The following is a 12,326-nucleotide window of genomic DNA, read 5'->3' on the forward strand; positions in this document are numbered from 1 at the left end:
TCTCGATAAAAATCACTACATTTGTTAGATTTTTTTTGAGGACATAGATAATTACAGATTTTAAAGAAAGATAAACTCATGAGTGAAGAAATTAAGAATACTTCTACAGAGTACTCCGCAGATAGTATTCAAGTACTTGAAGGGTTAGAGGCAGTACGAAAAAGGCCATCCATGTATATTGGCGATACCAGCGAGAAAGGTCTCCATCACTTAGTGTATGAGGTCGTAGATAACTCCATAGACGAAGCGCTAGCCGGATATTGTACATACATCGACGTGGTAATCAATGAGGACAACTCGATCACGGTTACCGACGACGGCCGTGGTATCCCCGTGGATATTCATGAGAAAGAAGGTAAATCAGCCTTGGAGGTAGTACTGACAGTGCTGCACGCCGGCGGTAAGTTCGACAAGGGAACCTATAAAGTATCCGGTGGTTTGCACGGTGTGGGTGTATCTTGCGTAAACGCCCTCTCTACTTATCTGAAAGCGGAAGTTCGCAGGAACGGCAAAGTACATATGCAAGAGTTCTCTTGCGGAAAGCCGTTGCACGACGTACAAGTTATCGATAATACGGATAAAACAGGTACTACGATCTCTTTCAAGCCGGACGGTTCTATCTTTACGGTCACGGAATACAAGTATGATATATTGGCTACCCGTTTGCGTGAATTAGCGTTCTTGAACGCAGGTATTACGCTACGTCTGACAGATAAGCGAGTTCTGAAAGAAGACGGTTCATTCAAGTCCGAGGTATTCCATTCGGATGAGGGATTGAAAGAGTTTGTCCGCTATATCGACCGTTCTAAAGAGAAACTGATTCCAGACGTAATCCATATCGTTACCGAGAAGCAGGGTATCCCTGTCGAGGTGGCGTTAACTTATAATACTTCTTACAACGAGAGCGTATTCTCTTACGTAAATGATATTAACACGATAGAAGGTGGTACACACTTAGCCGGTTTCCGCCGGGGTCTGACCCGTACGTTGAAAAAGTACGCCGAGGATTCTAAATTATTGGAGAAAGCCAAGGTGGAGATTCAAGGGGATGACTTCCGTGAAGGTTTGACCGCCGTTATCTCTATCAAGGTAGCCGAGCCTCAGTTTGAGGGACAGACAAAGACGAAGCTGGGTAATAGCGAGGTTACCGGTGCCGTGGATATGGCGATCGGCGAGGCGTTAGGCTATTATTTGGAAGAACATCCGAAAGAGGCGAAAATAATCGTCGACAAGGTGATCTTGGCCGCTCAAGCCCGCCATGCCGCTCGTAAGGCTCGCGAATTGGTACAACGCAAATCTCCGCTGACAGGAGGTGGGCTCCCCGGTAAATTGGCGGACTGTTCCTCTAAAGACGCAGCGATCTGCGAATTGTTCCTTGTCGAGGGAGACTCCGCAGGGGGTACGGCTAAGCAAGGACGCGACCGTAACTTCCAAGCGATCCTACCATTGCGCGGTAAGATATTGAACGTGGAGAAAGCGATGGATCATAAGATCTTCGAAAGCGAGGAAATCCAGAACATCTATCGCGCGATGGGCGTAACCGTCGGTACGGAGGATGACCCGAAAGCGTTGAACATGGAGAAGCTGCGTTACCACAAGGTGATTATCATGACCGATGCCGATGTGGACGGTAGCCACATCGCCACATTGATCTTGACCTTCTTCTTCCGCCGTATGCGTTCCTTGATCGAGAACGGATATGTGTATCTGGCGACTCCTCCCCTCTATTTGTGTAAGAAAGGTAAGGTTGAGGAATATTGCTGGACCGAGCAACAACGTCAGCAGTTCATCTTAAAATATGGAGGAGGCAACGAGAACTCGATCCATACACAACGATACAAAGGTTTGGGAGAAATGAACGACCATCAATTGTGGGATACGACCATGAACCCGGAAAACCGTACGTTAAAGCAAATCACGATCGACAACGCAGCCGAGGCTGACCAAATCTTCGCCATGTTGATGGGTGAAGACGTAGGCCCTCGCCGCGAGTTTATCGAGGAAAACGCTACATATGCTAACATAGATGCTTAAAATCATGAAAGTCCGTCATCCGAATCTAGAGGCCCTATACAAAGAAGTTGATAATTATATACCGGCTAAAGAAAGCCTTCAACCTCCCCGAATAGGAATATCCGCTAACCGGAGAGACGGACTTTCCTGTATAGCCGAGACCTACGTGCAAGCCGTGCTGGATGCGGGGGGAGCCCCGGTACTTATCCCGGTGATCACGGATCTGAAAGCATTGACCGTACTGGTTTCCGAACTAGACGGATTAGTTATGAGCGGGGGTGGAGACATCAATCCGCTCTATTTGCATGAGGAGCCTATCCCGCAATTGCAAGACGTAGATACGTTACGTGACGAATACGATTTGATCTTGCTTCGCTTGGCCGCTAACCGACAAATTCCGATCATGGGTATTTGCCGGGGGCATCAGATCATGAATGTAGCGTTCGGAGGAAGTGTCTATCAAGACATCCATTCACAAGCCAATCATGCTCTATTGAAACACAGCCAGACATTGGCTCGGGAATATCCGTCGCATACGGTAACACTCGAACCGGGAATGAACCGCCTACGTACTATTTTCAATGGAGATGAACAAATCCTTGTCAACTCTTTCCACCATCAAGCGGTAAAAGAGGTCGCCCCCGGATTTAGAGCGACAGCGACCGCCCCGGATGGAATCAATGAGGCTATGGAACATACGGAGAAAACGATATTCGGTGTACAATGGCATCCGGAGGCCATGGCTCCGCAAGGGGATGAGGCCATGAAAGCCCTATTCGCTTACCATATCGAGAATGCCCGCCGTTTCGCAAAAGCCAAAGCGATCCATCAACGGATCGTGACGATCGATTCCCATACAGATACCCCAATGATCTTTCCCGGTGAATTTAATATCGGGGAGAAAGAAGGAGGGAAAGTGAATCTTCCTTTTATGGAAGAAGGGCGTATCGACGCGACCTTTATGGTCGCCTATATCCCGCAAGGTAAACGAGATGAGGCATCCTTACAGGCAGCGACAGCGTATGCGATAGAACGGCTGAATCAAGTAAAACGCCAGCAAACCTTACATCCGGACCGGATGGTTATAGCGACTACCCCCCAAGAGATCCGGACGATTAAGGCGCAAGGGAAAAAAGCGATCTGCCTCGGCATCGAGAACGGGTACGCTTTAGGGAAGCTGGTCGAAAACCTACGAATGTTCAAGGAGATGGGAGTTTCTTATATCACCTTATGCCATAATGGGGATAACGATATTTGTGATTCCGCTAGAGGAAAACAGGAATGGAAAGGACTAAGTCCTTTCGGTAAGGAAGTGGTAAAAGAGATGAACCGATTAGGAATCATGGTTGATATCTCGCATGCGGCGGAAAGTACCTTTTATCAGGTACTGGAAGTGAGCGAGACGCCAATCATAGCCTCCCACTCTTCCGCACGTGCGCTTTGCGATCATCCCCGCAATTTAACGGATGATCAACTGAAAGCGCTGGCCGCTCAAGGGGGTGTCGCCCAAATCTGCCTATACAAAGGATTCATCAATAAGGAAGAGGAAAAAGCTTCTTTAAGCGACGCTATCCGCCATATCAATCATATCGTGGATTTAATCGGTATCGATCATGTAGGAATCGGCTCGGATTTTGACGGAGACGGGGAACTGATCGGTTGCTCGGCTACCAATGAGTTGATTAACATTACCGTCCGACTTTTAGAAGAAGGATATACAGAAGAAGATATACGGAAAATATGGGGTGGGAACTTGCTAAGGGTTATGACCGCTATACAAGATTTTCCAAACAAATAGCAAACGAAAACAACTACATATTATGAAAAATATCTTATACACAGCAATATGCGCCTGTAGTATCTTATGTGGAGCACAGGCACAGACACCCGGATCGGAAGTCCCCAACTTAAAAAAGCTATATGAGTTGACAGACTCTTGCGATGTAAACGTGCGGGCACGATTCTCCCCATTGATCGGGATTTCCGCCAGTATCTCAAGTGGTGCTTCCCGGGTAGGGGCCACCTATATCCAATCCATCGTAAAGGCAGGGGGAACTCCGATTATCATCCCGGCTGTTACTGACGGTAAAGTACTCAGGAATATCGTATCGAATTTAGACGGGTTAGTTCTTATAGGAGGAGCGGATGTAAACCCTCTATGGTATGAGGAGGAGCCTCGGGAAAAGCTGGAGGAAGTCGATCCGGTACGCGATTTGTATGAGTTGAAACTAATCAAGATGGCTACCGACCAAAATATTCCCGTCTTAGGCATATGCCGGGGATTGCAACTGTTGAATGTAGCGTTTGGCGGTACGCTTTACCAAGACATCCCCTCACAACGTGGCGATCATTCTGTCAAGCATAGGCAAGATTTACCCAGTTCGTATGGCTCACACCGTGTCTTTGTTGACGCGAACTCACAGCTAGCCTCTATTCTAGGGAAAGATACCTTAGCCGTAAACTCTCTTCATCATCAAGCGATCAAGGAGTTGGCGCCTATCTTCAAGGCTACCGCTTATGCGCCCGACAGTATTATCGAGGCTATCGACGCTTATCCGAATCGATCCATCATGGGAGTTCAATGGCATCCGGAAGCGTTGACTTACGGAGGCGACACTACGATGTTAAGGATATTCCGCCATCTGATAGGAAAGGCCGAGACTTTCCACCAAGCCAAAGAGATGCACAAGCATTTCCTTTCCGTAGATACACATACCGATACTCCTTTCTGGTTCAAACGTGCCGGATTCAGCATCGCGGACCGGGAACGTAACCGGGTAAACATCCCTAAGATGCAAGAAGGGAAACTAGACGGGGTGTTCCTTGCGGCCTTCATCGGACAAGGTAAACGTGATGAGGCCTCTTTACAAGAAGCCGTACAAAAAGTAACAGGCTTGATCGAAGGTATTCGCAAGCAAGCTGAATTGAATAAGGATTTATGTGGCATCGCCGTTACGAACCAAGACTTCATCCGCTTGAAAAATGAAGGGAAAAAAGCGTTCTTTATCGGTATAGAGAATGGATACGGCATTGGTAAGGATCTGGCGAATATCGCTAAGTTCAAGGCGATGGGTGTCAATTATATCACGCTCTGCCACTCCTACGATAACGATATTTGCGACTCATCCACCCATACCAAGAAAGAATGGGACGGTTTAAGTCCGTTTGGTGAAGAGGTTGTGAAAGAGATGAATCGCCAAGGTATCATGGTGGATATGTCTCATGCCTCTGAGAAGTCATTTTGGGATGTTATCAAATTGTCCAAGGCCCCGATCATCTGCTCGCATTCCTCATCCATGGCGATGTGCAAGCACGACCGTAACCTGACCGACGAACAACTAAAGGCCCTTGCCCAAAATGGAGGCGTAGCGCAAGTTTGCTTGCTCGACCGCTATATCAATGAGGATTATAAAAACGCGAGCCTTACCGATGCGATCGAACATATCGATCATATGGTGAAAGTCGCCGGTATCGATCATGTAGGTATCGGCTCTGATTTTGATGGCGGTGGCGGAATTATCGGTTGCGAAAGTGACAACGATTTCATACAGATCACTGTTAAATTAATAGAGAAAGGATATACAGAGGAAGATATCGCCAAGATATGGGGTGGAAACTTGATGCGTGTATTAGACGAGGTTCAAGCGACTGCCTCCGTAAAAACATTATAAACAAAACAGATTTATGATCAGATTATTTTTTGCGTTATTGAGTTTTGCTCTTTTATCATGTGGAGCCAAAGGAACCAAAGAGACAGGTAATATGCCGGAGATCAAAAAACAACCGATCGCCTCAGCTGTTCCCGATTTCAACGCAGACAGCGCTTACGCCTATGTAGCGAACCAAGTCGCTTTTGGTCCCCGTGTACCTAACACGGCGGCTCATAAAGCATGCGGGGATTACTTAGCATCTGAATTGAAGCGCTTTGGCGCCAAAGTCTACCAACAGGAAGCGATACTGACCGCCTACGACGGAACGAAGCTGGAAGCGAGAAACATCATAGGCTCGTTTGATCCGGAGAATAGTAAACGTGTTTTACTATTCGCGCATTGGGACAGCCGTCCCTATTCGGACCACGATCCCGATCCTTCCAAGCACCGGACTCCATTGGACGGGGCGGACGATGGCGGTAGCGGCGTAGGTGCCTTATTGGAGATCGCCCGTCAAATCGGGCAAAAAGCCCCGGGTATCGGCATCGATATTATTTTCTTCGACGCGGAGGATTATGGTACGCCGGAATTCGTAACCGATTATACACCGGATAGCTGGTGCCTAGGTACCCAGTTCTGGGCAAAAAATCCGCATGTCCCTAATTATACGGCGGAATACGGAATCTTATTGGATATGGTGGGCGGCAAGAACGCCACGTTTTTCAAGGAGCAACAATCCTTACGTGCGGCAGCCCCGATCGTCGAGATGGTATGGAGCGCGGCCCGCGATCTGGGATATGGCAAATATTTCATTAACGCCACCGGCGGAGCGCTCATAGACGATCACCAATATGTGATTAGCGGACGTAATATCCCGAGTATCGACATCATTAACTACGACCCTGAGTCTAAAACAGGTTTCGCCAGTTATTGGCATACTCAAAAAGATAATATGGAAAATATAGACCGTGAGACTCTAAAAGCTGCCGGTCAAACCGTACTGGAAGTAATATACAATCGATAAAATACTGATAAAATGACAATCAATGAACTTCAAGACAATGTAATCGAAGAATTCTCAGTCTTCGATGATTGGATGGATAAATATGCGTTATTAATAGATCTGGGAAACTCCCTTCCCCCGCTCGATGAGAAATATAAAACGGAAAGCAACTTGATCGAGGGTTGCCAAAGCCGGGTTTGGTTCCAAGCGGATTATGCAGATGGAAAGATTATTTTCCAAGGAGAAAGCGACGCCGTGATCGTAAAAGGTATCGTATCCCTTTTGATCAATATCCTATCCGGCCATACCCCGCAGGAGATACTGGATGCCGATCTTTACTTTATCGACAAGGTAGGATTAAAAGAGCATTTATCCCCTACTCGTTCCAACGGGTTGGTAGCGATGGTGAAGCAAATGCGTCTGTACGCAATGGCTTACCGGGCAAAGGAACAACAATAAAAATAGGTGTTTTCACACGTATATAGGCACGAGCCGATACGTATATACGTGTAAGCCTACACCGATATAGGCATAGCCTCATACGTATATACGCATAAGGTTATGCCTATATACGTATTAAAAACCTAGTGTAAGCTGCTCCGGTAAAAGCGTGAATGTCTTGCGATGATAAGGCGTGATTCCGTGGGTACGAATCGCTTCCCTGTGGACCTTGGTAGGATAACCTTTATTGTCCAGCCAATGATAAGCGGGGTATTCCAAGGCCAATTCATTCATATAATCATCACGATAGGTTTTAGCCAATATAGAGGCGGCGGCGATACTCAGGTATTTGCCATCGCCTTTTACTACGGTCGTATGCGGAATATCGGGATAAGGGGTAAAACGGTTTCCATCGATCAATAAATGTTCCGGCCGTACTTTCAGTTGCTCGATCGCACGATGCATAGCCAAGAAAGAAGCCTTTAAGATATTAATCTTATCGATCTCTTCCGGACTGACGATGCCTACCGCCCAAGCGATCGCCTCACGTTCGATGACAGGACGAAGCTTATACCGTTTCTTCTCGCTTAATTGCTTGCTATCGTTTAAATCCTCATTCTTAAAATCTTCCGGAAGAATCACGGCGGCGGCGAATACCGCACCCGCCAAGCAGCCTCTTCCCGCCTCATCACACCCGGCCTCTATACGCCCGGTTTCCATATATGGTAATAACATATCCCAGTTTATTATTTATCGTATATATAGCTTTGTAGAGACGGAGCACGCCCCGTCTCTACAAGGTTGTACATTATTTTTGCTCATTCACAATCCAAGGGCGAAGCACGAACCAAGCGAATGCCGTAGCGGCGATCACCCCGCAAGTATTCGCCAAGAAATCAAACCAATCCCCACCCCGGTACGTCGTACAATATTCTTGCAATATCTCAATAATCCCACTCATAACGATCGGGCATAAAACTGCCCCGATCCAAGCATGCCATAATACCGTCTCATACTTCCGGTGATTCCGCAAGAACTCCAGCCATAGCATACCCGACATCCCCCCATACATACAGAAATGAACCACCTTGTCCACACCCGGGAATAAAGGGATATCATCCATCTTCGGCGGCTTAAAGAACGACAAGTAAATAACGACCAATATAATTGCCAGTGAAAACGGATATTTCTTAATATAATACATCATACTCAAAACATCTTCCGAACTCGTTCCACACCTGCGATGAACGTATCGATCTCCTCTTTCGTATTATAAAAGGAGAAAGACGCCCGCACCGTACCCTCGATCCCTAAGGCATGCATCAAAGGCTGGGCACAATGATGCCCTGTACGAACCGCTATTCCCAAACGATCCAGCAACATCCCCATATCGTAATGATGGATATTACCCACCAAAAAAGAAAGCACCGCTCCTTTATGATCCGCTTGTCCGAAAATACGCATCCCTTCGATCGTATTTAATCCAGCGGTCGCATACCGCAAAAGCTCATCCTCATAAGCAGCTATATTCTCTATACCGATCCGGTCTACATACCGCAAGGCTTCCGCCAACGCCGTGCTACCAATATAATCCGGAGTTCCCGCCTCAAACTTAAAGGGAAGCTCATTAAAAGTTGTCTTCTCGAACGAGACCGTAGCGATCATCTCGCCTCCTCCCTGATACGGAGGAAGTTTATCCAACCACTCCTCTTTGCCATACAAGACCCCGATACCCGTCGGTCCGTAAATCTTATGACCAGAGAAAACATAGAACTCCGCATCCAAGTCCTGCACATCCACCTTCATATGCGGAACGGCTTGAGCCCCGTCTACCAACACCGGCACGCCTTGTTCATGAGCGATCTCGATCATCGCCTTTACCGGATTCACCGTACCCAAGACATTAGACACATGAGTCACGGAAACCAAACGAGTCTTATCCGAGAATAATTTACGATACTCATCCAGATTCAACTCCCCTTTCTCATTCATCGGGATCACCTTCAACGTAATACCTTTCCGGGCCGCTTGTATCTGCCAAGGAACGATATTGGAATGATGCTCCATCACGGACACGATCACCTCATCCCCTGCCGACATACATTCATCCGTAAAGCTGGAAGCGATCAAATTAATGGATTCCGTAGTTCCCCGGGTAAAAATAATCTCATTCGAGGAACGGGCATTCAAGAAATGCTGTACCGTTTTGCGAGCCTCCTCATGCGCCTCTGTCGCCGCTTGGCTCAAGAAATGTACGCCTCGGTGGATATTAGCGTTTACGTTATAATATCCATTCTCTATCTTTTCTACCACTTGACGAGGTTTCTGGGTAGTAGCACCATTATCGAAATATATCAGCGGTTTATCGTATATCTTATGATCCAAGATCGGAAAGTCTTTTCGGATCGCTTGAACGTCTAACATAGTCTTACTTCTTTTTGTCTTAAAATTACGAGAGCCAAAGATACAAAAAAAAGGCTTTCTCGCTGAAAGAAAGCCTTTTTTATCATTACCTAACAGATATTACGCCTACACTTTATTCTCTTCTCGCACGTTTACTTTTCTCTTCCAAAGTTAAAGTACGGAGACTCTATGCGGGCGTTGTCCATCAAGACTGCCAGTTCTTTTACCTTATCGGGATATTTCTCCGCCAGATTTGTATCCTCGTGTATATCATTACTTAAATCATACAGTTCCAATATAGTCTCACCCACGATCGGTTGCCGGATTAGTTTCCATTTACCGGAGCGTAATGCTTCCCGGCCATTCAACTCGTGAAATTCCCAATATAAATAATCATGGGTGTGACCTGAAAAGTCACGTAATTGATTGTTAAACAGCAATGTATATTACAAGATTTAACCCGCTGTTCCGTCAGCGGTAGCCTACTATAAGGTGCATCTCCAGTGATGGGTTGTGCTAAGCTTATAGGACAAAGTACACTTTCCGAAAGGACAAGACTGAACCGTGAGGGAACGTCAAGGGCGGTTAGTATCATACCGTCGAGTGGCGAGGCTGGATAGCATGGTTAACGTAATGTGAACTGACTTTAGCCGTCGTAAGGTTTGAAGGAGCGCAAGATACTTTAGCTCTCACCAAAAGGTAAGCAGTCGGATAACCCTCGCCCATGTTGGGGTTACACGGACATAGCACTGCCGGCGGACTTGGCAGAACCTAAACTATCCGTTTGTCAATTGCGTGGAACAGGGCAAGCCTGTATCTCTCTCGTAATAATGCGAGTAAGCGAACCGCAAGGCAAGCCGAATGGGGTGCAGGTATGAGATAACGAAGAAAGCGAATGCCGCCCTGTAATGGGGAGGATACGGATTGAACCAACATCACGAGTTAATGAGGGTAACATCATCCGACACGAAAGTGGGCAGACTTCCGTATATGGTAACTCTTTACAAGATAACTTTTAGAACTTTCAAAAGGAGGAAAGCAAATGAACGAGATTAAAACATCGTGTGCGCCTGCTGACAGCAGGAATCTGACTTGGGACGGTATGAACTGGTCTAAGTGTGAAACCTATGTCCGAAAGCTACAAGCGCGTATTGTAAAGGCTCAGAAAGAAGGCAGACATAACAAGGTGAAAACCTTGCAGTGGATGCTTACTCACTCTTTTTACGCCAAGGCATTGGCAGTAAAGAGGGTTACTTCCAACAAAGGGAAGAATACGTCTGGAGTAGATAAACAGCTTTGGGACTCTCCCAAGCGCAAGTACAAAGCAATCGGTGAACTTAGACGTCGTGGCTACCATCCACAGCCGCTCCGTAGGGTTCACATCAAGAAAAAGAACGGTAAACTCCGACCGTTGGGAATACCGACCATGAAAGACAGGGCGATGCAAGCATTATATCTCATGGCATTGGAACCGATAGCCGAAACGACAGGCGGCCGTTTTTCTTACGGCTTCCGAAAGAAGCGCAGGACAATGGACGCAATTCGTCAGATTGATACGGTTCTAAATCGCCAGCATTCCCCCGAATGGATTTTGGAGGGAGATATTAAGGGTTGCTTCGACCACATCAGTCACGACTGGCTTATTGAAAATATCCCTATGGATAAAACAATACTCAGAAAATGGCTGAAATGTGGAGCTGTATTCAATGGTAAACTGTTCCCGACAGAAGAGGGTACACCACAAGGAGGTATCATATCACCGACACTTGCAAATATGGCACTTGACGGACTTCAACCACTCTTGGCTGAAAGATTCAAAAGACGTTTCATCAACTATAAGACATTCCACTACAAAGTGAATCTTATCAGGTATGCGGACGACTTTATAATCACGGGTCGAGATAAGGAATTATTGGAAAACGAGGTCAAACCAATGGTGATAGAATTTCTCAAAGAAAGGGGTCTTACCTTATCCGAAGAGAAAACTACCATTACGAACATATACGATGGATTTGATTTCTTAGGTTTCAATGTAAGGAAGTTCGGCAAAAGGCTGTACACATCTCCGTCCAAAGATGCACAGAAACGCTTTAGGGCAAAAATCAGTGACATCGTTAAAGGACATAAAATGTGTAAGCAGGAATCGCTGATACGAATGCTCAATCCTGTGATAACAGGTTGGGGAAACTATTACCGATATGGTGCATCAACCAATGCTTTTCACGGTTGCGACAATCACATTTACAACCTCACAAAGAAATGGGCTTTACGTCGCCACCCAAAGAAACGCAAGTCTTGGGTTGCAGATAAGTATTGGCATGAAATTCGGGGGCGTAAATGGACGTTTGCATGGAAATATGAAACAAAAAGCAAGAAAGTGAACTACCTGACCCTTAAAAGGTTGTCGGATATACATTATACTCCGTACAAGCAAGTCAAGGGGGAGGCAAACCCTTTCGACCCGGAATACGATGATTATTTCTTTCAGCGAAAGGAGCAACAAATGCTGGAATCTCTCAAAGGACGTAAGTCACTCTTATATTTATGGAACAAGCAGAAGCGGACTTGTCCGTTATGCGGCAAGGAGATAGATTGTACAAAAGCATGGAACGTCAATGAAATATCTGTTGGTGGTTCAATTGTACGGCAACTTGTCCATAACAACTGCTACAAGCGAAATAAACGAAACTGTTGAAAGTATGAGCCGATTTCTAACAACAAATAGAAATATTGAGTTGCTTGAGCCGTATGAGGGGAAACTCTCACGTACGGTTCTTAGGGGAGAAGGGGGCAGTAATGCCCTTGACTTACCCGAT

General features: G+C 46.3%; 10 protein-coding genes and 1 pseudogene. 7 read left to right on the forward strand and 4 right to left on the reverse strand.

Going from position 1 to position 12,326, the window contains the following annotated elements; genetic code table 11:
* Positions 1-78: 78 nt before the first annotated feature.
* From gyrB to HMPREF0999_RS14495, 5 genes are read left to right on the forward strand one after another with little or no spacing between them, the layout of a single operon-like run.
* Positions 79-2,034: a DNA topoisomerase (ATP-hydrolyzing) subunit B gene (gene gyrB, locus HMPREF0999_RS14475; RefSeq protein WP_005859370.1), complete on the forward strand. Its 1,956-nt coding sequence runs from the start codon at positions 79-81 to the stop codon at positions 2,032-2,034.
* The gene (locus tag HMPREF0999_RS14480; RefSeq protein ID WP_009276228.1) at positions 2,027-3,811 is read left to right on the forward strand and encodes a gamma-glutamyl-gamma-aminobutyrate hydrolase family protein; all 1,785 of its coding nucleotides are present in this window, start codon (positions 2,027-2,029) and stop codon (positions 3,809-3,811) included. Before gyrB ends, HMPREF0999_RS14480 begins: the two co-directional genes overlap by 8 nt.
* A gap of 22 nt (positions 3,812-3,833) precedes the next feature.
* Positions 3,834-5,684: a fused gamma-glutamyl-gamma-aminobutyrate hydrolase/peptidase gene (locus tag HMPREF0999_RS14485; RefSeq protein ID WP_009276229.1), complete on the forward strand. Its 1,851-nt coding sequence runs from the start codon at positions 3,834-3,836 to the stop codon at positions 5,682-5,684.
* Positions 5,685-5,697: 13 nt separating this feature from the next.
* Positions 5,698-6,687, forward strand: coding sequence for a M20 family metallopeptidase (locus tag HMPREF0999_RS14490; protein ID WP_008779227.1), 990 nt, complete (start codon positions 5,698-5,700; stop codon positions 6,685-6,687).
* Positions 6,688-6,699: 12 nt separating this feature from the next.
* Complete coding sequence (locus tag HMPREF0999_RS14495; protein WP_005859374.1) at positions 6,700-7,125, forward strand: SufE family protein; 426 nt, start codon at positions 6,700-6,702, stop codon at positions 7,123-7,125.
* Positions 7,126-7,242: 117 nt separating this feature from the next.
* Here HMPREF0999_RS14495 and HMPREF0999_RS14500 read toward each other — a convergent pair whose 3' ends face one another.
* The 4 genes from HMPREF0999_RS14500 to HMPREF0999_RS14515 form a co-directional block, all read right to left on the reverse strand.
* Entirely contained in the window at positions 7,243-7,842 is a 600-nt protein-coding gene (locus tag HMPREF0999_RS14500) for a ribonuclease HII (protein ID WP_005859375.1), read from the reverse strand.
* Between the two features lie 73 nt (positions 7,843-7,915).
* Complete coding sequence (locus tag HMPREF0999_RS14505; RefSeq protein WP_010182212.1) at positions 7,916-8,314, reverse strand: VanZ family protein; 399 nt, start codon at positions 8,312-8,314, stop codon at positions 7,916-7,918.
* Between the two features lie 2 nt (positions 8,315-8,316).
* The gene (locus HMPREF0999_RS14510) at positions 8,317-9,531 is read right to left on the reverse strand and encodes an aminotransferase class V-fold PLP-dependent enzyme (protein WP_005867594.1); all 1,215 of its coding nucleotides are present in this window, start codon (positions 9,529-9,531) and stop codon (positions 8,317-8,319) included.
* A gap of 131 nt (positions 9,532-9,662) precedes the next feature.
* Positions 9,663-9,950, reverse strand: a complete 288-nt coding sequence (locus HMPREF0999_RS14515) for a hypothetical protein (protein WP_009276230.1) — start codon at positions 9,948-9,950, stop codon at positions 9,663-9,665.
* A gap of 602 nt (positions 9,951-10,552) precedes the next feature.
* Between HMPREF0999_RS14515 and ltrA the strand changes: the two genes are divergently transcribed.
* Positions 10,553-12,205, forward strand: coding sequence for a group II intron reverse transcriptase/maturase (ltrA, locus tag HMPREF0999_RS14520; RefSeq protein ID WP_009275190.1), 1,653 nt, complete (start codon positions 10,553-10,555; stop codon positions 12,203-12,205).
* Positions 12,141-12,326: pseudogene (locus HMPREF0999_RS22975) on the forward strand (conjugal transfer protein TraG); the annotation flags it as partial. The gene ltrA and the pseudogene HMPREF0999_RS22975, both read left to right, overlap by 65 nt.

Source organism: Parabacteroides sp. D25, from assembly GCF_000307475.1.
Lineage (GTDB): Bacteria > Bacteroidota > Bacteroidia > Bacteroidales > Tannerellaceae > Parabacteroides > Parabacteroides distasonis.